Here is a 25,384-nt window from a genome sequence, read left to right on the forward strand (position 1 = left end):
TCCGCGAAGCCGGTGGAGATCGAGACCGCCTGCCGGCCCGAGGTCGCCACGTACGCCAGCCCGGAGACCACCGCACCGGCGGCGGCACCGATGGCCACCCGCAGGCGCCTGCTCGCCACCAGCGGACGGGCCGAGAAGTGTCCCGGCAGGCGCCGCAGCACCAGCACGAACATCACCAGCGTGCAGGTCTCCACGAGGAACTGTGTCAGCGCCAGGTCGGGGGCGCCGTGCAGGATGAACAGGACCGCGGTGGCGTACCCCGTCACCCCGACCAGCACCACCGCCGACAGCCGCCGCCGCGCCCGGGTCGCGAACACGGCCGCGATGATCAGCGCCGCAGCCGGGATCAGCTGAAGAGGGTGATCCCACAGCTGGAAGCCACCCGGTAGCGGCCCGGACAGCAGCGCCGCACCGCCGAGCAGGACCAGCACCACCAGGATCGTCCCGAGATAGATCGGCAGGGAGCCGCGCTGGGTGGCGCCGGTGACCTCGACCGCGAGCCGCCCCAGCCCGCCGGTCACCCGCTCGTACGCCGCGGCCCCGTGCACGGGCAGCCGCAACCGCCGCCACCATCGGGTTCTGACGTTGATCAGGAACATCCCGGCACCGGCCGTCAGGACCAGCGCGGACAGGCCCAGGGCCGGCGTCAGACCGTGCCAGACGGCGAGGTGGTAGGTGCCCCCATCCGGATAGATGTCGGCATAACCGGCCAGGTTCCGGTCGATCACCGGCGCGAACAGCCCGGCCACCAGCCCGGCCACCGCCAGCAGCGCCGCCGGGGCGAGGAACGCCCATCCGACCCGCTCGACGGGGCGTGCCGCGACCTCGGGCTTGTCCGCAAAGGCTCCCCAGAGGAACCGCAGCGTGTAGGCCACCGTCAGCGCCGAACCGCAGACGACAACGGCCAGGACCGCCCACTCCCAGCCGCCACCGGCCAGGAAGGCCTCGAAGATCGCCTCCTTGCCGACGAAACCGGCGAGCGGCGGCACGCCCGCCATGGACAGCGCCGCCAGCACCGCCACCACCCACACCGCCGGCACCGATCGCCGCAGACCGCTGAGCTCACGCAGGTCCCGGGTGCCCGCGCTGTGGTCGATGATGCCGACCACGAAGAACAGCGCCGCCTTGAACAGGGCGTGAGCGAGCAGCATCATCACGCCGGCCAGCGCCGCGTCGCGGAAACCCGCACCGAGAACGATCACCAGAAGACCCAGCTGGCTGACCGTCCCGTACGCCAGCAGCAACTTCAGATCGTGCTGGCGCAGCGCCGTCCAGCCGCCGAAGAGCATCGTCACGGCACCGGCGACCAGCACCACGGGACGCCACGACCCGGCGCCGGCCAGCGCCGGGCCCAGCAGAGCGACCAGGAAGACACCGGCCTTGACCATCGCCGCGGCGTGCAGATAGGCGCTGACCGGAGTCGGTGCGGCCATCGCCGCGGGCAGCCAGAAACTGAACGGAAAGATCGCCGACTTCGACAGCGCGCCGAGCAGCAGCAAAATCACCGCCACCGCCAGATAGCCGCCGCCCGGCAACGCGGACGCGACCTGCGACCAGCGATAGGTGCCCGCGTGCTCGCCGAGCATGATGATCCCGACAAGCATCGCCAGCCCACCCACAGTGGTGACGATCAGCGCCTGCAACGCCGCCTGCCGGGACGCACGACTAGCCGGATCATGGCCGATCAGCAGATACGACAGGACGGTCGTCAGTTCCCAGAAGACATACAGCACGATCAGGTTGTCCGAGACGACCAGACCCAGCATCGCACCGGCAAAACCGACGAAAACCCCGGCGAACCGGCCCAGCCCCGGCTCACCAGGCGAGAAATACCGGGCGCAGTAGAACAAGGCCAGCGCGCCCACACCACCGACAAGCAGCACCATCAGCCAGGACAGGGTGGTCATCCGCAGCGCCAGCTCCAGGCCGAGGGAACTCGCCCACGGATACACCTCGCTGACCGCTCCCCCGCCGCCCATCGCGGACGTCCGGGCCAGCGCCCACCCCAGCCCGGCAGCCGGCACCAGCCCCAGCACATAGAACGCCCGCAACCCGAGCCTGCGGACGAGAGCGGGCGCCAGCAGCGCGGCCATCAGATGAGCGGTCAGCAGCACCAGCACGCGTGGTCCCCCTCCGTCTGCCGACAGTCCTGCTCAATGGCGGCGGGGTACCCGTCTTCGGCTCAGGCTACCCGCTTGCGGCGCTCCGGCGGAGCCTCAGCCGTTGATCAGCACATCAAGCCGGGCAGGTGGCCGCGTCGCCAACCGGTATCGAAGTCGGGCGTGGGTGACGGCACGGCGGTCCCGTCGCGGATTACTGCGACAATCGATGCACCTGTACGGGTACGCGCTCGCGCGTCGGCGAACCGCCGTCCCCCGTCCCGGGTCCATCGCCGGGTTCGCCGCTGCGCCATGCCCATATTGCCAGATTTTAGGCCCTGCCGAGTGCGTCCACTGCGTCTTCCGTATGGGCGCTGTCGACCTCCACCACATACCGGCGGGGCTTCTCGCGGTCGCCACGCCCGTCGGTTCCCCAGTGGATGATCAGCCCCATGACGCCTCCGGCGACCGATCCGATCAGCACGGCACCCAGGAGCACGTCCAGCCACGCCACGCCGGTGAGTACCAGAACCAGCACGAGTCCCGTCAGCATGCCCAGCCATGCGCCGAGACCCGCTCCGATCAGCCCAGCCCGCCCCTCGGCGACATGCCCGGACGGCTCGGCCCGGTGCGGGCCGACATCGATGATGCGGACGTGCAGGACCGGGAAGCCGGCGTCGAAAAGCCGGAGCACCAGCCGCGCGGCGTCGGGATAGGAGGAGAACTCGCCCAGCCGGTAGGAGCCGTCCACGGAGCGGTCGGTGTCATGAATCAAGGTCGCGTTGGTGGCCATGTCGTCTCGCCGCCTCTCAAGTAGTTGGCATGACCGAACTATTGCAGAATCAGTTGGTTTTACCGCCCACGTGGACCCACCTCACATCGGCGGATCAGGTGGGAAGGAGCGAATGAATCTCGCGCCCCGCCCGATCTTCGGCATCTGCAGTCGCCGTTTCCGCGTCCGAGCGAAGCGGAACCATAACGACAGGTATCCGCGCCGTCTGAAGCAGTCGAGCGGCGACACTGCCCAGCAAGAGATTGACGAATGCGCCATACCCACGATTGCCCACCACCAGGACGGACGCATGGACCGATTCGGCAAGCTCCAGAATCCTCTGAGGTACGTCACGGGCGATGCTTTCGGATCCCAGCACGGTGGCGTGGAGACCGTCGTCCTGGAGTTGCCGGACAGCATGCCGGAGAGCGCGGCTCACCACCCTGTTGTCCTCCGCGAGGAAACCGCCTCGGCTGATGGTGACTTCTTGAACGTGAATGATGACGACTTCAGCGCCGACAGCGTGGGCAAGAGCCTTGACCGGAGGTAGCGCGCCGAGGCTGGACGGGGAACCGTCGGTGGCCCACGCAATCGTCGTAAACACGGCTCCTCCTTGAAGTACGTCTGTCCTCACCGCGGAATGGCGCAGTAATGGACAGGGCGTTGCGGCTGCAGGCTCGTCCCGCGCCTCACTATCGTCAGTCTGCTCCGGAAACCAGCCGGAAGCACTGGCCGTCCTCAGCCAGCTTGGCCATGCTTCGTTGCCGACCATCTGCAAGTCGCGGGGCGTTCCGAAGGTTCGCTCCGCCCGTGGCAAGCGCGAAGCGCCACTGTTGCAGTAGGTCGGACCAGCCCTGCCATCCGGAAGGAGCCTTTGCCGGCGTACATGGCTTCGTCTGCCCTGTGCAACAGGACAGCGGCATCCCGGTTCGCTGTGACTGGACGCGACAGCGGTCAGCGACCGCACCAGGCGCGGGCCGGCGCGGTACGAACCAGTAGCCCACTGGCCAGCAGGGCAAACAGCGCCAGCGGACCGCATGCCATTGCTGCGGCGAGGGCCGGGTCGATCTCAATAGTGCGCAGCGCACTGAGAAGTGGTCCGCCAAGCAGAAGGCCGGCGATGGCGAGCAGGAGCGCCGCGGCGACGGGCGCGGCGAACCAGCGCATCACCCGCCAAGCGGTCGGTCCGCCGTACCAGAGCCCTCGGAGCACGCCCACGACCGCCACCGTGCAGCCCGCCAAAGCGAGCCAGTTTCCCGCGCCGCCGCTTTCAGCGAGCAACGCGACGTCCACGGCGAGGGTGTACGCCCACCAGAACGCGAGCAGCGACATGCTCGCGACGATGCTGAGCGGTCGCCGTGGTGGCTTCCGGTCCGCCGGCAGGGCCACGTGATGCAACCGGTCGGTGGTCATCGTCGGATCTTATGGCCGGGTACCCGTTCGTTCGTATAGACGCTGATCAACATCGCTGGCATGTTAGGTTCTGCACCCAGCGCTAGCGGGAGTGTTGATGCCGGGTCCGGTGATGCAGGCGTTCATGGTCCTGCCCATCGTGGTAGCCGTCGTGGTCGTCGGCTTTCGCGCCGGGGGTATACGTGCCCTTCTGACGCTGCGGCTACGCCACCGCTGGCTCGTCGGAGTCGCGGTGGCCGTGCAGCTTCTCCGCCAATCCGATCCCGGTTGGGCAATGACTGTCCTGAGTGCCGCCGGCGGGATTGTGCCGGTCATCCTGATCTGGCTGCTCGTGGTCACGTTCGCATCGTTGAATTTCTCCATGATGGCGTCTCGGGCGCGTGTGGCCATGGCGATGTTCATCGTGGGCATGACGCTGAACACCGTGGTGATCGCGGTGAACGAGGGAATGCCGTTCTCGGTCGGCGCCGCCCGATGGGCCGGCCTGACCGAGGCTGAGATCGACGCGTACGTACCCGGCCACCCTCCCCTGACGAACGTGAGCCGCCTCGCGCCGCTGGCCGATGTGGTGCCGGTGCCCGGCGTTCACGCCGTGGCGAGCGTCGGGGACGTGCTCATCTTCGGTGGGTTGACGTGGTTGCTGATCGCGATCATGATGCGAGGCATCCGGGACCCGGCGGCATCGACGTCCGTGCGTCGTGACCAGTTGTCCTGAGTCCGGTCCGGACCGTCTCAACGTACCTGGGAGAATCTCATGTCACGCCTGCGCATGGCCTGGACCGCTGCACTGTCGATGGTTACCGTGGCCGGCGCCGTATATGTAGCAGTCGCGCCGTACACCCAAGGCCACTGAGCGCGTCCGGCGAGGTGGCGTCATTCGCTCGATAGCGTCACCGGTCGGCCCGGACTTTTCGGCAGACTTACCGGACGGTGAGCGTCGCGGCGAGTGAAGTGTTGTCTGCGGAGTTGCCCACATATACGGCGTACTCGCCTGGCTTGGTGACGAAACTTCGCGTCCCAGGATCCCACACGCCGAACGGGTGGTTGGTCGCCGCTGCGTCGATGGTGATCGTCATCGGCTTCGACTCCCCCGGCTCCACGAAGACCTTCTGGAACCCGACGAGTCGCTTGGGGGGCTGTCCCTGCACCGGTATCCCCAGGTACACCTGCACCACCTCGGCGCCGGCCACCGGGCCGGTGTTGATGACCGTCGCGGTCACGGTGACCGGCGCATGCCCCGCATCCGGCGCGTTCACCGCCACGTCGACGATGTCGAACGTGGTGTAGGACAGGCCGAACCCGAACCCGAACAGCGGCGTGATGCCCTGTGCCTGGAACCAGCGGTACCCGATCTCCAGCCCTTCGGAATAGCGGATCACCGGGTAGCCATCTCCCTCGTCCGTACCGGGATACCGCTCCGGCTTACCGGCGTACAGGGTGTCGTCTTCCGATCTCGGATAGGTGGTCGGCACTTTGCCGGACGGGTTCACGACGCCGAACAGCAGGTCGGCGACGACGTGGCCGTCCTCGGCGCCCTGGTTCCAGACCTCCAGCACGGCGCGGGCCTCGTCGATCCACGGCATCAGCACCGGGTTGCTGTTTTTGAGCACCACCACGGTGGCCGGGTTGACGCTCAGCAGTTCTTGGAGCATCCGGTTCTGGTCGTTGAGCATGTTGGCGTCCGCCTGATCAGCGCCCTCGGTCGCCACCAGCCCAGCCATCAGCACCACCACGCCGGCCTGCCCGGCCGCTGTTCTGGCCTCGTCCAGGTTGGACAGGTCGTCGGCGACGGTCACCTTGGTGACCGTTGCGGCGCAGCCGAGGTCACGCAGTACATCCTGCATGCCGTCCAGCGGTGGCACGGTGTACAACGGGGTCACCTTGGAGGAGCCGCCACCGCCCAGGCACGCCTCGTCGACGAAGGTGGACTGGCCGATGATGACGATGGAGCCGGCATCGTGGTTCAGCGGCAGCAGCCCGCCGTCGTTCTTGAGCAGGACGGCAATCTGCGAGCCGATGGTCCGGGCGACGGTGCCATGGGCCTGCGCGTCGATTACACCGGGCTTGTACGGGCGGTCGAACTGCCCGAACCGGAACATTTGCGTGTAGCGGCGCACCAGGGCACGGTCGACGGTCTCGATTTCGAGGCTGGTGTCTTGCAGGGCGGCTTTGACATTCGCCTCGTTGAGCCACTTGGCGTCCGGCATTTCGTGGTCCATGCCGGCGTTGAGGGAGGGGGCTGCGGAGCGGCACGACCAGAAGTCGGACTGGACGTACCCTTCGAAGCCCCATTCGGTACGCAGGACATCGGTCAAGGTGTGCCGGTACTCGGTGGCGTAAACCCCGCGGATACGGTTGTAGGCACTCATGAAAGCGGCGATCTTCGCGTCCTTGACCAACATCTCGAACGGCAGCAGGTAGAGCTCGCGCAGGACGTGCTCGTCCACTTCGACGTTGGTCCGGAACCGCTCGTACTCCTGGTCGTTGACCACGTAGTGCTTGCCCATGGCGATCACGTCGTGCGCCTGGATGGCCTTGGCCACCGCGACCGCCATCACTCCGGTCAGGTAAGGATCCTCGGAGAAGTACTCGAAGTTACGGCCCGCGATCGTGGTCCGGTGCAGGCACACGCCGGGGCCCTCGAGGACGTGCTGGCCCAGCGTGGCGGTCTCCGCGCCGATGATGTCACCGTAGGAGTGCGCCAGGTCGGGGTCGAACCCGGCGGCGAGCCCGATCGTCATCGGCAGGGAGGTGGCGGGCGGGCTGGGCGTACCGTCGCCCATGCCGACTCCGACCGGGCCGTTGGTGATCCGGAATCGGGGGATGCCCAGCTCGTCGATGGCCGGCACATGCCGCTCGACCCGGATCTGGGCGGCGAGCTGGTCCATGTCCGCCCCGGACTGCGCGGCCTGGGCGCTGAGGGCGTAGATGTCGATGGTCTCCATGGCGCCGTGCAACTGGGCGATCTTCTGCTCCAGCGTCATGGCCTCCACGAGCTTCTCGGCCCGCTCGCGGAAGGAGAGAATCGTATCGCGCCAGGCGGCTGTGCTCTCGGACAAGGCGGTGTCCCTTCGGTGGCGCGTACGCGGACATCGAGGCGGAGACTCGGCCTCCTGCCGAAGCGGCGTCAGAACCCTCCTCATCCTGCGCCTCGCCGGAACCGACGGCAAGCGGGCAGAATACGTACGCTGTAGATCTTTCCGTCCGGCCGCCGTCAGCCGGCGAAGAGCCGGACCGGAAGGCCGGCGACCCCGACGTCGGCTGTGAAGAGCGATCCTGCGAGTGGGTCCTCGCGGGTGTCGATGTTCTCCTGTGAGGTGGTGATGAACAGCTGGTCGAGGTGCTCGCCGCCGAAGGTGCAGGCAGTCACCTTGCGCGCCGGCACCGACAGCTTTTCCTCCAGCACGCCCTCGGGGCTGTATCGGTAGACGGCACCGCCGTTCGACACCGCGGTCCATACGCCGCCCTCGGCATCGACGGTCAGCCCGTCCGGGCGGCCGCCGTCGGGCAGCTCGGCGAACGTACGCCGGTTGGTCAGCCCGCCGGCGGTGTCGTAGTCGAACACCGAGATGGAGAGGGTTGCGGTGTCGTTGTAGTAGGCCCGCGACCCGTCCGGACTCCACTCCAGCCCGTTCGACACCGTGACCTGCTCCAGCACCACCTCCACGGAACCGTCCGGGGCGATCCGGTAGAGCGAAGCCGCGCCTGCCGCTTGGTCGTAGGCCATCGACCCACAGTAGAAGCGGCCGTCCGGATCGCAGCCGCCCTCATTCATCCGCAGACCGGGGTCACTCCACAACTCCGGCAGCGCGGTCACGGTCCCGTCGGGATCCTCCAGCGCGAAGCCGCGCGCCACCCCGATGACCGCACCACCACCGCGGCGGGGGCGGACTGCCGCGGCTACCGACCCGACGTGGCGACGTTCGAGTGAGCCATCCATCCGCAAACTCAGGACGTCCCCGGCCAACATGTCCACGAACCGCAGCCCGCCCCATCCGGGATACCACACCGGGCCCTCGCCGTGATACACCACGGGACCAGTCACCTGCTCCACACCCATCTCGGTCCTCCGACATCGCATCGTCGCTCGTTCCGCCCCGGTATTCCCCTCAGTACCCATGCAAGCGCCTTCTGCTCGTTTCTCTTGACGGTCTGACCGGGCAAGCTGACACAGTGGGCGAGTGACGCTTCCGCATGAACCTTCGGCCGCAGCCGACAGCGCTGAGCCCGATACAGGTTCTCCGCCCACGCTGGTGGTGCTCGGCGCCGCCGGTGACCTCACGACCCGCCTGCTGCTGCCTGGACTTGCTGGACTGGTGAGCCGCCGGAATCTGAAGGTGCAGTTGGTCGGCAGCGACCGTGTCGAGTGGGACGACGATCAGTGGCGTAGCCGCATTCGGCACGCCTTTGCCGGCGAGACGGAATCCACGCCGGCGGTGGACACCGTCGTCAGCACCGCGAGCTACGTCAAGGCCGACGTCGCGGCACCGGATGACCTCGACCGCCTGCTGAAACCGTACGCGGCAGGTCCGCTGGTCCTGTATTTCGCCTTGCCGCCCGCGGTCGCGGAGCAGGCCTGCCAGGCGCTTACCCGCCTCACTCTGCCCGCGGCTACCCGGCTGGTGATGGAAAAGCCGTTCGGCAGCGACGCGGCAAGCGCCGAGAGGCTCAACCACGTCACGACCCGCCTAGTGCCGGAAGATCAGGTCTACCGGGTGGATCACTACCTGGGCCTGTCCACCGTGCTCAACATCTTCGGGCTGCGCTTCACCAACCGGATGCTCGAGTCGGTCCTGGACTCCACCCACGTGGCCAGTGTCGACATCGTTCTCGATGAGCGCCTGGCCCTCGAGGGCCGGGCCGGCTACTACGACCACGCCGGCGCCCTCGTCGACATGCTCCAGAGCCACGCCCTGCACGTGCTGTCCCTGCTAGCGATGGAGCCGCCGGCCAGCCTCACCGCCCGCGACGTACGCGACAGCGCAGCGGCGGTGCTGCGGGCCACCCGGGTGTGGGGCAACGACCCGGTCGGCAGCAGTCGACGGGCCCGCTACACCGCCGGCAGGGTGGGTGACCGGATGGTGCCGTCGTACGTTGACGAGGACGGCGTCGATCCGGCCCGGGGTACCGAGACCTTCGCCGAGGTGGTGGTGGAGGTGAACACCTGGCGTTGGGCCGGCGTGCCGTTCCGCCTGCGTACCGGAAAGGCCCTGCACAAGCTCGACAAGCGCGTGATGATCACGTTCAAGGAACCCAGGTGGGTCCCCGAGGGCCTGCTCGGCTACGAGCGGCCCGACCGGATACACATCGGCCTTGACCCTGAGGTGCTGCGGGTGGACTTCAACATCAACGGCGCCGGGGACCCACGGGTGGTCGATCGGGTCGCCATGGGAGCGAACCTCGAGCCCGGGGACCTACCGCCTTACGGTCAGGTACTCGCCGGCGTACTTGGCGGAGACCCGACGCTGTCGGTGCGGGGCGACCAGGCCGTGCAGACCTGGCGGATCATGGAACCGGTGTTGCGGGCCTGGCGCGACAACGCCGTGCCGCTACAGGACTACGAGGCGGGCAACGACGGTCCGGTCCCGCTGATAGTCGCCTGACCAGCAGACCGGGTGACTACGACAGCGTGTTGTTGACCCGGGCCGTTGTGCGCAGTTCCTGGTCGGCGGTGACAAGTTCGGTGATGGCGGCCTCGGACCGGCCAGGCACGCATTGTTGGCCGCCAGCTGCGACGCCTTACCTCAGCCGGAACAGGACCTCGCCCGCGTTGGGCACGACGAAACTGCCCGCGGCGATCTCGGCCGGCAGATCGACGCTGTCCGGGTCGAGGTAGCCCAGGTTGGCGGCGTGGCAGACCTCCTCCGGGATCCGCGTCGCCAGCGTCACCCGTACGCGTAGCCGTTCCTCGCCGGTCTCGGCGTCGTAGGTGCCCGCGCCGCGCAGGTGGGTGGAGTGCGCGAGGGTGCCCCAGTGGATGTCCTTGAAGCGGTCCCACTGCTTCACGAAGTAGTCGCGGCAGTGGTAGCCGATCTCGTTGATCTCCGGGTGGCTCGTGGAGATCTCGGTGATGTGCGGAGCGTAGAGGATGACCTCGCCGCCGTCGGCCACGGCCGGCTCGAGCTTGTAGAAGCCCTTGGCACCGGTCCAGATGTCCTCGTACATCTCCGGCACCAGCGAGATGACCCGATGCACCGGGTCGTCGAGGTAGTGCACGTGGGTCGCCGCGCAGACCTCGGCGGCGTCCGCCCAGGCGGAGATGGTGTCGCCGAACGAGATCGAGTGCAGATCTTGGCTGCCTGCGTCGCCGACCACACAGAAGGACAACTTCTCCGCCGGTACGCGCGCAGCGCCCTCGTTGATCAGCGCCCGGACCGGGGTGATCGCCGTGGTGCCGATGATCTCGGCTGAGGTGATGAGCGCGCCGATCCAGTGCGAGACGTCGATGATCTCCTGGCCGGCGACCCCGGGGAAGAAGTATTTGTTGCCTCCGGAGATCCCGACCACCTCGTGGGGCAGGACCGGCCCGACGACCAGTGCGATGTCGTGCTCGACGACGGCCTTGTTGAGCAGCACCCGGACGTCCATGCTGAGCCGTCCCCCGGACAGCTCCGCCAGCCGCGCCGCGGGAATCGTTCCCAGGTCGGCGAACGTCTCCGGCAGCCACCACTCGTGGTTGAGCACGGTCATGCCGGGATAGGTCGCTTCCAGCGCGCCCTCGACGAACCCGAGGTGCCGGGCGATCGCCGCATCGGTCATCGGCTGATGGGTGCCGAGCGCGATGAGTGTGGTCATTTTGCTCGCCCGCCCGGCCAGCGCCTCGTGGACCGCCCCGAGCAGCAGCGGCAGCGGGCAGGTGCGGGTGCCGTCCGGCACCAGGATGCAGACGCTGCGGCCGTCGAGATCCACGCCTGCCAGCCGATGTCCCACGAAGTCGCGTATCTGCTCGTCGGAAAGCACCGTCGTGGCGCCGCCGAGGCGGGTAGCCGGGAGACGATTGTGAACGGGTGTTCCGGCGATGCTCGTCATGGTCCCAATCTGCGCTTCCCCGTCCGGTGGGGCAAGCGCGAGTGCAACTGGCGGCAACTGGAGGACCGCAGTCGCACAAACGCCCAGCTCACCATCATCCGAGAGCTGGCGATCACCAGGGCGTCGACCGCCTTGACAAGGCCGACGTCCGCCGGCTGGCCCGTGCCATGCGACTGCCGTGCGTGGAGAAGCCGCCGGCGCCCTGCCTCGCGTCCCGGATCCCCCACGCCGAGGCGGTTGATCACGGGGGTGGTGGGCCGGGAGGCAGGCCCTCCTTGAGGGACGGACCGGAGGTGTCGGCCGGCCCGTGTCCCAGGGGCAGATCGGCGGCGAGCCGGCGCAGGGAGGTGTATGCCGGGACGAGCGCTCCGTACAACTCGGCGAAGATCGGGAGCAGAGTGGCGTAGACGGCGGCGTTGTCAGGATTCGGGTGCACCGTCTCGGAGATGTGGACCAGGTCGGCGGCGACGTCGATGGACTCGACGATGCCGAGGGCCTGCATGCCGAGCAGCGCGGCACCGTAGCTCGACCCCTCGTGCCCAGCCGGGAACTGCACGTCCATGCCGAGGGTGTCAGCGAGCATCTGGCGCCACAGCGAGCTGCGGGCGAAGCCGCCACTCGCCCGGAGCTGGCGGATTTCGAGGCCGGTGGCGCGCATCGACCGCAGCACTAGGGCGAGCTGCTGACAAACACCTTCCAGTGCGGCCCGGACGAGGTGCGGACGCCGGTGCGCGTTGGTCAGGCCGACGTAGGCCCCGCGTGGCAGCGAACTCCAGTGTGGGGCGCGCTCACCGAGCAGGTACGGCAGCATGATGAGTCCACCGCTGCCGGCCGGCACGGAAGCGGCCAGGTCGAGCAACTCTTCCTGCGGCTTGTCACCGAGGTCCGGAGCCAGGGCGTCACCGGTCCACTCCAGGACGATGCCGCCGTTGTTGATGGCGCCGCCGACGACCCAGCGGTCCGCGGTCAGGGCGTAGCAGAACACGCCACCGAGGGGGTCGACCGCAGGGCGCTCCACCATGACCCGCAGGGCGCCGCTGGTGCCGATCGAGCAGGCGGCGACACCGGGCGCGACGGCACCGAGCCCGAGATTGGCCAGCGGGCCGTCACCGGCGCCGACGACGACTGGTGTGGTGGCCGGCAGGCCGGTGGCCTCGGTCGCGGCCGCGGTCAGACCGGGAAGCACGGTCGTCGTGGGGACCAGCCGCGGCAGTTGTTCGGGGTCGACCCCGGCGAGGTGCATCGCCTCGGTGTCCCATTGCATGCGGTGGATGTCCATCAACCCACTGGCGGACGCCACTGAGTGGTCGGTGACCAGTACCCCGCACAGCCGCAGCAGGACGTACTCTTTGATACCGGCCCATTGCGCGACCCGTCCGCAGAGCTCGGGTTCGTGCTCGTGAAACCACAGCAGTTTCGGCAGCGGCGCCATCGGGTGCACCGGGGTGCCGGTACGCCGGTGCAGGGCGAGTCCGCCGGCCGAGGCCCGGATCCGTTCGGCCTGCGCACTGGACCGCGAGTCGGCCCAGGTCACGGACGGGGTGATCGGCACGCCGTCAATATCGAGACCGATCAGGCTGTGCATCGCGGTGCTGAATGACAGACCGGCGACCGGGCGGACGAGGCCGGCGACGACCGTACGGACCGTCTCCAGGACGGCGGCGTAAATCAGCTCGGGATCCTGCTCGGCCCAGCCCGGATGCGGCTCCATGAGCGGGTAGCCGGCCGAGTGCGAGCCGACGGCCGCGCCGCCGGTGTCGTACGCGACCGATATCGTACTCGTGGTGCCGATGTCGACGCCGATCACCACGGCGTCCGCACCCGTTGACGACGGCATCGTGGTCAACGGTCATCCCCTCCAGGGCGGTACACATCGTTGGGACGGTTCAGCCGTTCGGAGCCCGACCTGGACTATGGCCCCATCCGTGGCGCTTCGCATGCTGAACCGTACCGGAGGTGACCCACCCGGTCCGCAGCTCCGGCCGATGGGGCCGCCGTCGCGGTCAGCCACGTTGACGGTGACCGAGCCGGCGGCGAGGTGGACATTCACGAAACGCGCGGCAGGGCGTACCTGCTCAGTAGCTCTCGGATGCCACGGTTGCTGTGTCGCGGAAGATGCGCTCGCCCGAACGTGGCGGCCCGGTCCGGTCAGGATCTCGGCGTCGACTCGCCAGCCGACAAACGTGGGCGTCGCGGCGTCTGTGTGCTGTGGATCAGCGTCGCCGTGGGTTGACCGTTTGACTAGCGTTCTTGAAGTTACTCACTCGCCGGGTCGCGCGGGAAGGCATCCCGAAACGCCTGTTCGGCATCGACCCCGGCGAACATCATCACGTCGGCGGCGACCATCCGGATGCCGGCGTACGCGGCGGCGACCGCGGATTGGGCCGGCACCTGCCCGCCGTGCTCGATTAGCCACCGGGCCAACTCGTCGGCACGCTCGGCGACGTTCTGCCGGGTAGTCCTGTCCCCGGGGTCCACAGCAAGATCATCCATTTCCGCCGCCAGTTGCCGGACGATCGCCGCCAGTGGGCCGCGCAGGGATCCCTCGACAGCAGTGGCCGTACGGGTGAGCATGAGGCAGCTGCCGACAAGCAGATCCAGATGGTCTGCGCGCTCCCGTTCGGCCACGACCAGGTCGGCCCTGCGTCGCCAGGTGATCGCGTGCCGGATGATCCGGGCGCTGGCCGTGCGGGTCGTGTTGAGCTCGGTGAGATCGTCGCGTAGGTTCCGCAGCTTCGTGGTGGCGGCCATCGCGCGCTGCCGGTCACCGTGCTCGACCGCGTCGCCGGCCATCCGCAGACCGTCCGCCAGGCTCGACAGCACCGTGGCCTGCGCGCGCCGGAGTAGCCGCAGCGGTTCCGGCGGAAATAGCAACTGGCTGAACGTCAGCGCGACCACGCCCCCGATGGCGGCGTCCACCAAGCGGTCCCAACCCTGCTCCGGGCGTCCGAGGACGGTCACCAGGATCGCGCTGACCGCCGCTTGCGCCTGGAGGATCCGGGCGCCGCCCACCGTCCTGGCCACCAGAATGGCCAGGAAGATCGACACGGCCAGGGTCCAGACGCCACCGCCGGCCAACCAGAACGCGGCCTCGGCCACCAGGACACCGATCAGCACGCCGGACACCATCTGCACCACGTTCGATCCGCGGCGTCCCAGCGTGACGTTCAGGCCGATGACCGCCGCGATCGGCGCGAAGAACGGATCCGCGTGATCCACCACCCGCACGGCGATCAGCCAGGCCACGACCGCCGCGGCACTCTGCTGCGCGACCGGCCAGACGACACTGATCCACCGCTGCGACGACGTCCACACCGTCGGGCCCGCCCTACTGTTGTTCCGGTGACCGTGGGTCCGCCGAGAGGGACCACGATCCACACCTGAGGTCCGGCGGATTCGGGTGGATCATCGGATCTGTCGCGCGGCTGCTGCTCCACGTCGCGGTGCCGGCTGAACACCGCGCCTCATCCGGGCCAGGTCCAGTTCGCCACCTCCGGGATGTCGGTGCCGTGCTCGCGGGTGTAGATGCGGGCGGCCAGCCTGGCGTCGATCATCTCCTGCCGCAGGCCGGCCGCGCGTGCGCCGAGGGAAGACACTCGGTCGATGACGTCGATGACCAGGTGGTAGCGGTCGAGATCGTTGAGCATGACCATGTCGAACGGGGTGGTCGTGGTGCCCTTCTCCTTGTATCCGCGCACGTGCAGGTTGGTGTGGTTGGTGCGCCGGTAGGTCAGGCGGTGGATCAGCCACGGGTAGCCGTGGAACGCGAAGATCACCGGCCGGTCCGCGGTGAATACGGTGTCGAACTCGCGGTCCGGCAGCCCGTGCGGATGCTCGGTCTCCGGCTGCAACCGCATCAGGTCGACCACATTGATCACCCGGACCCTCAGGTCGGGCAGCCGTTCGCGCAGGATAGCCGCGGCAGCGAGGGTCTCCAGCGTCGGCACCTCACCGGCGCAGGCCAGCACGACGTCGGGCAGCGTGCCCGGCTCGTCGCGGTTGCCGGCCCACTGCCAGATACCGAGGCCGCGGGCGCAGTGCAGCGCCGCGTCCTGCACGGACAGCCAGTCGGCCTGCGGCTGCTTACCGGCCACCACCACGTTGACGTAGTGCCGCGAGCGCAGGCAGTGGTCGTAGGTGGACAGCAGGGTGTTCGCGTCCGGCGGCAGGTAGACCCGCACGATGCTGGGGTTCTTGTTCATCACGACGTCGAGGAAGCCCGGGTCCTGATGGGTGAAGCCGTTGTGGTCCTGCCGCCACACGTGCGACGACAGCAGGTAGTTCAGGCTCGCGATCGGGCGCCGCCAGGGCACCTCGGAGCACGCCTGCAGCCATTTGGCGTGCTGGTTGAACATGGCGTCGATGATGTGGATGAACGCCTCGTAGCAGGTGAAGACGCCGTGTCGGCCGGTAAGTAGGTAACCCTCCAGCAGACCCTGGCACATGTGCTCGGAGAGCACCTCGATAACGCGGCCCTGCGGGTCGAGCTTCTCGTCGAACTCGTCGATCTCGGCCTGCCAGTTGCGGCCGGTGACCTCCAGGATGTCCTGCAGCCGGTTGCTGGCCAGCTCGTCCGGGGCGAAGGTGAGGAAGTTCGCCGGGTTCGCCGCGGTGACGTCGCGCAGCCAGCCGCCGAGCACGCGAGTGGCTTCGTGCTGGGTTTCGCCGGGTGCCTTGACCTCGACGCCGTAGTGGCGCCAGTCTGGTAGCCGCAAATCCCGGAGCGGGATACCGCCGTTGGTCGCCGGATTGGCGCTCATCCGCCGGTCGCCTGTCGGCGCGGCGTCCCGGATTGCGGCGACAGGACGGCCGTCGTCGTCGAACAGACCCTCCGGCCGGTACGAGCGCAGCCACTGCTCCAGAACCAGCCGGTGCGCCTCGTCGGACCTGGCGGCGGGCAGCGGCACCTGATGTGCCCGGAACGTGCCCTCCACCTGCTGACCGTCCACCACCGGCGGGCACGTCCAGCCCTTCGGGGTGCGCAGCACGATCATCGGCCACGCGGGCCGGCCGCCGTCCCCGCCGGCGCGCGCCGCTTGCTGAATCTCGGCGATCTTTCCCAGACAGTCGTCGAGGACGGCGGCGAACCTTTGATGTACCGAGGCCGGATCCTCACCGGAGACCACCTGCGGCGCGTAACCGTAGCCGCGCATCAGCTCCAGCAGCTCCGGCTCCGGGATGCGAGCGAAGATCGTCGGATTGGCGATCTTGTACTCGTTCAGCGCCAGGATAGGCAGCACCGCCCCGTCACGCACCGGGTTGAGGAACTTGTTCGCGTGCCAGCTACCGGCCAGCGGGCCGGTTTCCGCTTCCCCGTCGCCGACGACGCAGAACACCGTCAGCTCCGGGTTGTCCAGCGCCGCCCCGAACGCGTGCAGCAACGAATATCCCAACTCGCCGCCCTCGTGCAATGAGCCCGGCGTCTCCGGCGCACAATGGCTCGGCACACCGCCCGGGGCGGAGAACTGCGCGAAGAACGCCTTCATCCCGCCGGCGTCCCGAGAGATGTGGCTGTACAACTCCGAGTACGTGCCTTCCAGCCAGGCGCAGGCATTCGGGCCCGGCCCCCCGTGACCAGGACCCGCCACGAACACCGCATCCAGGTCGCGGGCGACGATCTGCCGGTTGGCGTGCGCCCACACCAGGTTCAAACCGGGCACCGTGCCGAAGTGTCCAAGCAGCCGCGGCTTGATGTGCTCCGGCGACAGCGACTCCCGCAGCAGCGCGTTGTCCTTGAGGTAGATCTGTCCGACCGACAAGTAGTTCGCCGCCCGCCACCAGGCGTCGACCGCGACCAGATCGTCCCCGCTCAGCGGACCGGGCGCATCACCCAGCTCGTACGGCTCCGGTGCGATGGTCTCTCCACCGCCGCCGCTGTCGAAATCGGCCGAGGTATCTCCGCCCATGCTGGCCAGCTGCGACATGGAACGACCTTCCCGCGGCCGCGGTGCACCGCTCCAGTGGGGCCCGAGGTACTTCCCCGTCCAGCAGATACCGAAGCGGACTCGGCGTCAATGTGCCACGTCGTCGATGGTTTCCAGCGCCATGCAACTGGACGGTCTTCCGCTCCAGTGTCATGGCCTCTACGAGCTTCTCGGCCCTCTCGCGCGGCGCAGGGGACGTATCGCGCGCCAACCAGCGGCGCGCTCGGACAAGGAATCCTTTCGTTGCGTGGACGTGGTCAGGCGGCCGGTGCGGTCCGCGTCGTGCGTCGCCGCCGGCGGCGACGGCAAATCGACAGCGCAAAAATGCTGCCCCCGACCCGCATGCAACTGATAGCAATCCGTTGACCTGGGTAACTTAGAGCAGGCTCAATGGAGGAAACACCCGCGGAACACCAGACACTGGAGGTCCGTCGTGCTTCGATCCGGCCGTCGGCGCAAGGGTGACTGACGCCATGACAACCTCCACGGTCGCGCCGGTCATCCCTCGCAAGCTCGGCGCACTTCAACTGCTGGGGTACGCGGCCGGTGACGCCGCGAACAACCTGGCGTTTTCGATGACGTCGTTCTTCCTGCTGGTCTACTACACCGACGTGGTGGGTATCAGCGCCGCGGCCGCCGGAACCCTGTTCCTGCTGATCCGGGTCTGGGACGGTTTCGCGGACATTTTCGCCGGCCGGGTCGTGGACAAGACGATGACCCGGTGGGGCAAGTTCCGGCCGTTCTTCCTCTTCGGTGGCCTGCCGGTGCTGCTGCTCAGCGTCGCCACGTTCACCGTTCCGGGGCTGTTCGACGGCAGCGGTGCCAAGCTGCTGGCCGCCTACGTCACCTACGGGTTGCTCGGGCTGGCGTACAGCCTGGTCAACATTCCGTACGGCTCGCTGGCCGCGGCGATGACACAGCAGCCCGGCGAGCGCGCGAAGCTGGCGAGTTTCCGGATGATCGGCACGGCGGTCACGACCATCATGCTGGCCTTCGTCGTCGCTCCTCAGATCCAGCAGTACAAGGGCGACCCGGACGGCTTCCAGCGCTCGCTGCTGGTCACCACGGTCGTCTTCGCCGTTGTCGGTTTCGCGCTGTACCTGTTCCTGTTCGCCACCGCCCGTGAGACGGTCCAGCGCGATGTCGAGCACGTCAGTGCCCGGCAGAGCTTCACCACGCTCAGGGGCAACCGGCCGCTGATCATGCTGTGCCTGGCGTCGCTGGCATTCCTGACAGCGCTGTTCTCGCTACAGACGGTGCAGGTGTACTACGCCCGTGACGTGCTGGGCAACGCCAACCTGCTCACCGCCCTGACCGTACTGAGCGTCGGAGCGATCTTCATAGTGGCGCCGCTGGTGCCGCGGATCGTCCGGGCCCTCGGCAAGAAGAAGGCGTTCCTGTCCTTCGGCATCATCGGCCTGTTCGCCGGCATCGGTATCTCGCTGTCGCCGCCGTCGGCGCCGTGGGTGTCCATGACGTTCTTCGGCATCATGGGCATCTCCACGGCCGGGGTCAACACGCTGATGTGGGCGCTGGAGGCCGACACCGTCGAGTACGGCGAGTGGAAGACCGGTGTCCGCACGGAGGGCATCACGTACGCGCTGTTCTCCTTCACCCGCAAGCTCGGCCAGGCGGTCGGCGGCGCGGTCGCGGCGTACGCGATCGCCTTCGGTGGTTATGTCGGTGGCGCCGCGGTCCAGGATCAGAGCGCGCTCGACGCCATCCGGTACGCCTCCGGGTTCATCCCGGTCGTGTTCATCGCGCTGGGGTTGCTGATCTTCTTCCGGTATCCGCTCACCGAGCAGACCTTCGCCACCATGGTCGCCGAGACGCAGGCACGCCGCGCGACGCGCTGACACCTCGGCACGGGTAGAGGCCCAAGCGTTTGACCAGGTTGGCCGGATGATTCCTTGCCGTCGCCTCGGGTTGCCGCGGCCCCGGGACAGGCCCATTATACGACTATGGCGAAGCTTCGGCTGGCACGATGGGGGCAGCGGATCCTTCCACCGGGCGAGACGTGAGACGGGGTGTCGCGCCAGCATGACGGTCCTCGATCGACGTCGCCCGGTGGTCACCCTCGCCGCTCTGTACGGCGCGGGCGCCAGTATTGTCGGTCCCCGGGTGGCCGAAGAGCTCGGCGTGCCGTTCCTGGACCGGGCCATTCCGGACGCGGTCGCAAGGCGAACGGGTCTGCCGCCGGACGCAGTCGCCGATGTCGATGATCAACCGCGCAGTGCCATGGCACGGTTGGTGTCCAGCCTCGGCCGCGGCACGACCGTCAGCGACGGCACGGCCGGATCCGTCGAGCATCTCGACCTGCAAGAACGTACGGTGCGCGCCCACATCGAGGAATTCCTGGCCCGTTCGAGTGTGTCCGGCGGTGTCGCGGTCGGCCGGGGCGGCATGGTCGTGCTGCGGTCAGTGCCCTGGGCCTTGCACGTGCATCTGGGCGGACCCCGGGAGGCACGTCTGCGACAACGGATGGCACTCGAGGGCATCGACCGTGACACCGCCGCACGGCGGCAACGAGCCGAGGACAGGACCCGGAGGAGGTACGTGGGCCGCGCGTACGGCGTCGACGGTGATGATCCCGGCTTGTACCACCTGATGATCGACTCCACCGCGATCGACTTGGACACCTGCGTCGACCTGATCGTGGCGGCCAGCCGCGCGCGAGTCGCGGCGGCGGCGGCCGCCCCGGCCGGAGGTGTCTGACTCCGGCGAGGCACCGCGGGTCGCGTGACCAGTGGCTTCTTACAGCGAGAGGGCTCGGCACATGGCAAGCACCACAGCGCGTCACCTGTCGCCGCCGCTCGAGGTGCACCCGGATCGGCTGCTGCCGGCCGATCCCGGCATCCGGGCGATCGCACGCCGCCTGTACGACAACGTGCGGGATCTACCCGTGATATCGCCGCACGGGCACGTGGACGCCGGCCTGCTGCTGGAGGACCGGCCGTTCAGGGATCCGGCCACCCTGCTGGTGGCGCCTGATCACTACGTGACCCGGTTACTGCATGCCGACGGGGTGCCCCTGTCTGATCTCGGCGTGGGCCAGGGCGAGTTGTCGGAGGCCGCGGCGCGACAGGCGTGGCGGCTGCTGTGCGAACGCTGGCACGTTTACCAAGGCACGCCGATGCGGTTCTGGCTGGAGGCTCAGCTCGCGGAGATCTTCGGCGTCACGCTGGTCCCGTCGGCAGGCACCGCTGAGCTGATCTACGACCAGATCGCCGCATCGCTGGCCGACCACGCCTTCCGGCCACGGGCTCTTTACGAACGTTTCGGCATATCCGTGCTGGCCACCACCGACGATCCCTGCGCCGATCTCAGCGCCCATGCCGCCCTCGCGGCTGATCCGGCGTGGCGGGGCCGGGTGATCCCGACTTTCCGCCCGGATCGGTACCTGGAGCCGGCACAGGACGGCTGGGCTGATGCGGTCGCCCGCCTCGGGGCCACCGCCGACGTGGACACCGGCGACTATGCCGGCTACGTCGAAGCCCTGGAACAGCGGCGCCGGCACTTCGTCGCACACGGCGCGGTGTCGGCGGACCACAGCCACGCCGACGTACGGACCGATCCGCTTGAGCCGGCCGAGGCCGAGCGGATCTACCGGGCGGCGCTGACCGGCAACGCCGGTCCGGCGGAGGCGACCGCATTCCGGCGGCACATGCTGCTGGAGATGGCGCGAATGTCCTGCGACGACGGCCTTGTCATGACGCTGCACCCGGGGGTACGGCGCGACCACCACGCTCCGACGGCCGAGCGGTACGGTGTGGACGTCGGTGCCGACATCCCGATACGCGTCGAGTTCACCGACGCACTGCGGCCACTGCTGGGGCGCTTCGGCACTCACCCAGGATTTCACCTGGTCGTCTTCACCGTCGACGAGACGGTGTGGTCACGGGAACTCGCGCCGCTGGCCGGGTTCTATCCGTCGGTGTACGTCGGCGTCCCGTGGTGGTTCCTCGACGCCCCGGACGCCGTCGGACGATTCCGGGCAGCCGTGACGGAGACCGCGGGGTTCTCGCGGACGTCCGGTTTCATCGACGACACCCGCGCCTTCTGCTCCATTCCGGCCCGGCACGACATGGCCCGTCGCGTCGAGGCGGGCTTTCTGGCCCGCCTGGTCGCCGAACACCGTCTCGGCGAGTCGGAGGCGACCGACATCGCTGTGAACCTGGTGAGTGGCCAGCCCAAGAAGGTGTTCAAGCTGTGAGCCTGCTGTCGCGAAAAAGCGGTCACGGACGGGCGGCTGCGCCGGTGCGTTTAGTGCACCTCGGTCTCGGCAACTTCTTCCGAGCCCACCAATGCTGGTACACCGACCACGCCTCCGACGCCGCGGACTGGGGCTACGCCGCGTTTTCCGGGCGCAGCGGCGACCTGCCGGCGCAGCTGACCGCCCAGGACGGGTTATACACGCTGGTCACCCGGACCGCCGAGGGCGACACGTTCGAGGTGGTGAGCAGCCTGTCCAAGGCGCACGCCGCCGACGACCACGACGCGTGGCTGGAATACTTCCGCGCGCGCGAGTTGAGCGTCGTGACACTCACCGTCACCGAGGCCGGGTACATGCGCAGACCGGATGGCGGCCTGGACGCCACACATCCCGACGTGCAGTCAGACCTCGCTGCACTGCGCGGCGACCCCGCCGCGGTCGTGCGGACCACACCCGCCCGGCTGGTGGCCGGACTCGTGGCCCGGCGCTCGGCCGATGCAGGTCCGATCACGCTCGTACCGTGCGACAACGTACCCGGCAACGGTGCGATCGCCGAAAGGGTCGTGCGGGACATGGCGCAGCTGCTCGACCCGAGCGTGCTCGACTGGCTGGACACATCGCTGACGGTGGCGACGACCGCCGTGGACCGGATCACCCCACGGCCCGCTTCAGCCGAAGCCAGGCACGTCCGCGACGCAACCGGGCTCGACGACCGATGCCCGGTTGCCACCGAGCCGTTCCGGGAGTGGGTGCTCAGCGGCGAGTTCCAGGCCGGTCGGCCGGCCTGGCAGGACGCCGGCGCGACCTTCACCGACGACGTGACTCCGTTCGAGCACCGCAAGCTGTGGCTGCTCAACGGCGGCCACTCCCTGCTCGCCTACGCCGGATCGATCCGCGGCCACGAGAGCGTGTCGCAGGCGGTAGCCGACGACACCTGCCGACAATGGCTGGAGCAGTGGTGGTCGACGGCTTCCCCACACCTGGACCAGCCGGCGGCCGAACTCGCCGCCTACCGACAGGCCTTGCTCGAACGGTTCGCCAACCCGCGGATGCATCACCAGCTCGCTCAGATCGGCACGGACGGCTCCCAAAAGCTACCGATCCGCATCCTGCCGGTTCTGCGCGCGGAACGCGCGCAGAACCGGACGCCCGCCGGCGCCACGCTGGTGCTCGCCGCCTGGATCTGCTGCCTGCGTGGCCACGGGGCGCCCGTTGCCGACGTCCACGCGCAAACTCTGGTGTCCGCGGCCAGCGGCCCGCTCCGAGAGGCGGTCCGTCAAGTACTGCACGAACTGGACCCGATGCTCGCCGCGGACGCCGAGGTAGCCGACGCGGTGCGGCACCAGTGCGAGCAGCTCATGCACGAGGCCAAAGCATGACAGCCGGCGCAGCCCCGCCCCGGACGGCGAGCGCGACTCGGAGTTCGGAACCAGCGCGGTTACATCTGGGTCAGTACCTGGGGTACGCCGCCGGCGATGTCGCCAACAACTTGACGTTCTCGCTCGCCTCCGCCTTCCTGCTCATCTACTACACCGACGTGGCCGGCATCGCGGCGGCGACCGCCGGCACCCTGTTTCTTGTCGTCCGGGTCTGGGGCGGGGTCACGGATCTGGTGGCCGGCCGGATCACCGACGCCACATCGTCGCGGTGGGGACGGTTCCGCCCCTACATCCTGTTCGGCTCCATCCCGCTGCTCCTGCTCAACGTCGCCCTGTTCACCATCCCGAGCAACCTGAGCCAGGACACCAAAGTGCTGTGGGCCTACGTGTCGTACGCCCTGTTCAGCCTCGCCTACAGCTTCGTCAACATCCCGTACGGCTCCCTGTCGGCCACGATGACGCAGCTGCCCGACGAACGCTCCAAGCTCTCCACCGCGCGCATGGTCGCCTCCAGCCTCACCATCCTGCTCATCGCTGTCATCGTCGCCCCGCAAGTCCAGAATGCCGCGGACCTGCAGACATCCCTGACCGTCATCACCGTGGCGTTCGGCGTCGCCGGATTCGCCCTCTACCTGTGGACGTTCTTCACCTCGCGAGAGGTGGTGCAGCGCCCCGCCGGGAAGGTTAGCCTGAGCCAGACCCTCGCCATGATGCGCCACAACCGCCCGCTGCTGGTGCTGTGCGCGTCCACCGTGCTGTGCCTGGCAGGCATGTTCTCGCTGCAGACGGTCGGCGTGTACTACGCCCGCGACGTCCTGAACGACGCAAGCCTGTACATCGCGCTGACCGTCGCGCAGAACGTCGGCATGATCGTGTCGGCGCTCGCGCTGCCGAAGATCATCGAGACGATGGGTAAAAAGAACGGCTTCCTGGCCGGAGGCGTCGTCGCCGCCCTCGGCGGCGTCGGTCTCGCCCTGGCTCCCGGGTCGCAGGCCTGGCTGGGCATCGCCGCCTTCGCCGTACTGGGCGTCGGACTGGGCATCACCAACACGCTGATCTTCGCCTTCCAGGCCGACACTGTCGACTACGGCGAATGGCGCAGCGGCGTACGTGCTGAGGGCAGCAGCTACGCCGTGTTGTCCTTCACCCGCAAGACCGGCCAGGGCATCGGCGGCGCTTTTGCCGCCTACACCATCGGCATCGGCGGCTACATCTCCGGCGGTACCACCCAAACCGACGCGGCCGTCACCTCGATCCGGGTCGCCGCGGGCGTGGTCCCCGCCGCACTCGCCATAGGTGCGGTCCTGATCATGCTTGCTTACCCGCTCACCGAGCGCGCCTTCCGCGACATGGTCGCCGAGACGGCGCAGCGCCGAGCCAACGAGACCCTCGGCCGTGCGGACCCGCTGGGCCCGGCAGGATCGAAACAGGATCGGCCCGGTGAAACGAGCTGACGGCGGCCGTCACCCCGGCTCGCCGCCCGGCATACAGTTCCCCGCCGGCGGCACAAACACCCGAAGAGACAGCATGCGTCTAACTCCCTGACCGTCGCGGCCGACAGCTTAAGCCCAATCGGGTCGCGACGGGACGGGTGTGGATTTCCAGCCGGTAGACCTGCCGAACGACCTACGCCGCTTCCCCGGCATGTGCCAACGAACCGCCCGGTGAGGAGGCCGCCCGATGACGGGAATGACCGTGGCTGTCAGGCGGTGTTGCCGAATCGGTCGCGGGTCTTCAATCGCACGGTCGGCATTTCCGGTAAGGGGTCGGCGACGCAGCCCGCAACCGCTCCGAAGCGCCGCCCGGCCATCCAGTCCGCACGTGCGCCACCGGTATGTTGTGGACTCCGAGTCAGGTCTGCCGGTCGGTACGGCGCCGTTCGGTGACGCAGTGCAAGCCATCGCGGCTGGTGAGCAACGACCCTCGGCCGCTGATATCAGCGAAGCCAGCGGCGCCTTCACACATCTGAGGCTTGAGGGGCTCGTTGTAGTAGGGACTCGGCACCAGCGTGCCCGCGGCGGCGTCGAACACGCGCAACGCGCGGTCCTCGCCAGCTACCACCGCCACCCTCCGACCGGCGAGCACACCGAGGGCGACCGCCGTGGATCTGCCGAAACCCGCGACCAGTCGACGCCGGCTGTCCGGGGTGGGCAACCACACCTCGGTGCAGTCCTTGCCGCCGGAATCCCCACTGCACGATCGTGGCGATCCCGGCGTGATCAGCCGACAACCGCAAGTTCTGGATCATGCAGTTGGCCACCTGCTGCTCGTTCAGCAACGCCGGCAATGCCACTTCGCGGCCGGCGGTGACGTCCCGCGCCAGTAAGGATTCGAAAGCCTGCCTGCCCTTCCAGCACACCACCAGCAGGTGACCGTCGACCACGACCGACGTCATCTCGCTGTTGTATCCGGCGACGCCGGTGAACGGGCCGATGCGGCGCGATAGTGGCGTCCCGCTCCCAACCCTGCGGCATCGATGCCCTCCTCCGTCACGGAAACGGGGCACATCCGCCCAGAGCGCCGAAACGAGACCGCCCCCCGGTGGCGGTTTACTG

Annotated in this window: 19 protein-coding genes; 8 read left to right on the plus strand and 11 right to left on the minus strand. The window is 68.4% G+C overall.

Annotation, left to right across the window (positions count from 1 at the left end):
- The 4 genes from ACFQV6_RS15195 to ACFQV6_RS15210 all read right to left on the minus strand — a co-directional run.
- A partial coding sequence (locus tag ACFQV6_RS15195) for a proton-conducting transporter membrane subunit (RefSeq protein WP_378028112.1) occupies positions 1 to 2,120 on the minus strand: 2,120 nt, incomplete at its 3' end.
- A gap of 310 nt (positions 2,121 to 2,430) precedes the next feature.
- On the minus strand, positions 2,431 to 2,892 hold the full coding sequence (locus ACFQV6_RS15200; RefSeq protein WP_378028113.1) for a hypothetical protein: 462 nt from the start codon (positions 2,890 to 2,892) through the stop codon (positions 2,431 to 2,433).
- Positions 2,893 to 2,986: 94 nt separating this feature from the next.
- On the minus strand, positions 2,987 to 3,475 hold the full coding sequence (locus ACFQV6_RS15205) for a universal stress protein (protein WP_378028114.1): 489 nt from the start codon (positions 3,473 to 3,475) through the stop codon (positions 2,987 to 2,989).
- A gap of 350 nt (positions 3,476 to 3,825) precedes the next feature.
- On the minus strand, positions 3,826 to 4,284 hold the full coding sequence (locus tag ACFQV6_RS15210; protein WP_378028115.1) for a hypothetical protein: 459 nt from the start codon (positions 4,282 to 4,284) through the stop codon (positions 3,826 to 3,828).
- A 97-nt stretch (positions 4,285 to 4,381) separates the two neighbouring features.
- Between ACFQV6_RS15210 and ACFQV6_RS15215 the strand changes: the two genes are divergently transcribed.
- Positions 4,382 to 4,999, plus strand: a complete 618-nt coding sequence (locus ACFQV6_RS15215) for a DUF5317 family protein (RefSeq protein WP_378028116.1) — start codon at positions 4,382 to 4,384, stop codon at positions 4,997 to 4,999.
- 205 nt (positions 5,000 to 5,204) lie between these two features.
- On the opposite strand, the gene ACFQV6_RS15220 is transcribed toward ACFQV6_RS15215, so the two are convergent.
- Positions 5,205 to 7,343 carry a beta-glucosidase gene (locus tag ACFQV6_RS15220; protein ID WP_378028117.1) on the minus strand — a complete coding sequence of 713 codons (2,139 nt, stop codon included), beginning with the start codon at positions 7,341 to 7,343 and terminating at the stop codon, positions 5,205 to 5,207.
- A gap of 155 nt (positions 7,344 to 7,498) precedes the next feature.
- On the minus strand, positions 7,499 to 8,329 hold the full coding sequence (locus ACFQV6_RS15225) for an SMP-30/gluconolactonase/LRE family protein (RefSeq protein WP_378028118.1): 831 nt from the start codon (positions 8,327 to 8,329) through the stop codon (positions 7,499 to 7,501).
- A 136-nt stretch (positions 8,330 to 8,465) separates the two neighbouring features.
- Here ACFQV6_RS15225 and ACFQV6_RS15230 point away from each other — a divergent pair, with 136 nt between their 5' ends.
- The gene (locus ACFQV6_RS15230) at positions 8,466 to 9,887 is read left to right on the plus strand and encodes a glucose-6-phosphate dehydrogenase (protein WP_378028119.1); all 1,422 of its coding nucleotides are present in this window, start codon (positions 8,466 to 8,468) and stop codon (positions 9,885 to 9,887) included.
- 136 nt (positions 9,888 to 10,023) lie between these two features.
- Here ACFQV6_RS15230 and ACFQV6_RS15235 read toward each other — a convergent pair whose 3' ends face one another.
- The 4 genes from ACFQV6_RS15235 to ACFQV6_RS15250 all read right to left on the minus strand — a co-directional run bounded on the left by ACFQV6_RS15235 (position 10,024) and on the right by ACFQV6_RS15250 (position 17,237).
- Positions 10,024 to 11,313: a lactate racemase domain-containing protein gene (locus ACFQV6_RS15235; protein WP_378028120.1), complete on the minus strand. Its 1,290-nt coding sequence runs from the start codon at positions 11,311 to 11,313 to the stop codon at positions 10,024 to 10,026.
- A gap of 241 nt (positions 11,314 to 11,554) precedes the next feature.
- Positions 11,555 to 13,150 carry a gluconokinase gene (locus tag ACFQV6_RS15240; protein WP_378028121.1) on the minus strand — a complete coding sequence of 532 codons (1,596 nt, stop codon included), beginning with the start codon at positions 13,148 to 13,150 and terminating at the stop codon, positions 11,555 to 11,557.
- Positions 13,151 to 13,569: 419 nt separating this feature from the next.
- Positions 13,570 to 14,628, minus strand: coding sequence for an aromatic acid exporter family protein (locus tag ACFQV6_RS15245; RefSeq protein ID WP_378028122.1), 1,059 nt, complete (start codon positions 14,626 to 14,628; stop codon positions 13,570 to 13,572).
- Between the two features lie 149 nt (positions 14,629 to 14,777).
- Positions 14,778 to 17,237 (minus strand): phosphoketolase, encoded by a 2,460-nt coding sequence (locus tag ACFQV6_RS15250; RefSeq protein ID WP_378028123.1) that lies wholly within the window; start codon positions 17,235 to 17,237, stop codon positions 14,778 to 14,780.
- Positions 17,238 to 17,710: 473 nt separating this feature from the next.
- Between ACFQV6_RS15250 and uidB the strand changes: the two genes are divergently transcribed.
- The 5 genes from uidB (at position 17,711) to ACFQV6_RS15275 (ending at position 24,283) form a co-directional block, all read left to right on the plus strand.
- A complete protein-coding gene (uidB, locus tag ACFQV6_RS15255; RefSeq protein WP_378028124.1) occupies positions 17,711 to 19,093 on the plus strand; it encodes a glucuronide transporter in 1,383 nt (460 codons plus the stop codon).
- 184 nt (positions 19,094 to 19,277) lie between these two features.
- Complete coding sequence (locus ACFQV6_RS15260) at positions 19,278 to 19,952, plus strand: AAA family ATPase (RefSeq protein WP_378028125.1); 675 nt, start codon at positions 19,278 to 19,280, stop codon at positions 19,950 to 19,952.
- Between the two features lie 61 nt (positions 19,953 to 20,013).
- Positions 20,014 to 21,450, plus strand: a complete 1,437-nt coding sequence (uxaC, locus tag ACFQV6_RS15265) for a glucuronate isomerase (RefSeq protein ID WP_378028126.1) — start codon at positions 20,014 to 20,016, stop codon at positions 21,448 to 21,450.
- Positions 21,447 to 22,829, plus strand: a complete 1,383-nt coding sequence (locus ACFQV6_RS15270; protein ID WP_378028127.1) for a mannitol dehydrogenase family protein — start codon at positions 21,447 to 21,449, stop codon at positions 22,827 to 22,829. The genes uxaC and ACFQV6_RS15270 overlap by 4 nt, the downstream gene beginning before the upstream one ends.
- A complete protein-coding gene (locus ACFQV6_RS15275) occupies positions 22,826 to 24,283 on the plus strand; it encodes a glycoside-pentoside-hexuronide (GPH):cation symporter (RefSeq protein WP_378028128.1) in 1,458 nt (485 codons plus the stop codon). The genes ACFQV6_RS15270 and ACFQV6_RS15275 overlap by 4 nt, the downstream gene beginning before the upstream one ends.
- A 397-nt stretch (positions 24,284 to 24,680) precedes the next feature.
- Here the strand turns inward: ACFQV6_RS15275 and ACFQV6_RS15280 are convergent, their stop codons facing one another.
- The gene (locus tag ACFQV6_RS15280) at positions 24,681 to 24,866 is read right to left on the minus strand and encodes a hypothetical protein (protein ID WP_378028129.1); all 186 of its coding nucleotides are present in this window, start codon (positions 24,864 to 24,866) and stop codon (positions 24,681 to 24,683) included.
- Between the two features lie 64 nt (positions 24,867 to 24,930).
- Between ACFQV6_RS15280 and ACFQV6_RS15285 the strand changes: the two genes are divergently transcribed.
- Positions 24,931 to 25,155: a hypothetical protein gene (locus tag ACFQV6_RS15285; RefSeq protein WP_378028130.1), complete on the plus strand. Its 225-nt coding sequence runs from the start codon at positions 24,931 to 24,933 to the stop codon at positions 25,153 to 25,155.
- The last annotated feature ends 229 nt before the right edge of the window (positions 25,156 to 25,384 follow it).

The organism is Actinoplanes sp. GCM10030250, assembly GCF_042666575.1.
Classification (GTDB): Bacteria; Actinomycetota; Actinomycetes; order Mycobacteriales; family Micromonosporaceae; genus Actinoplanes.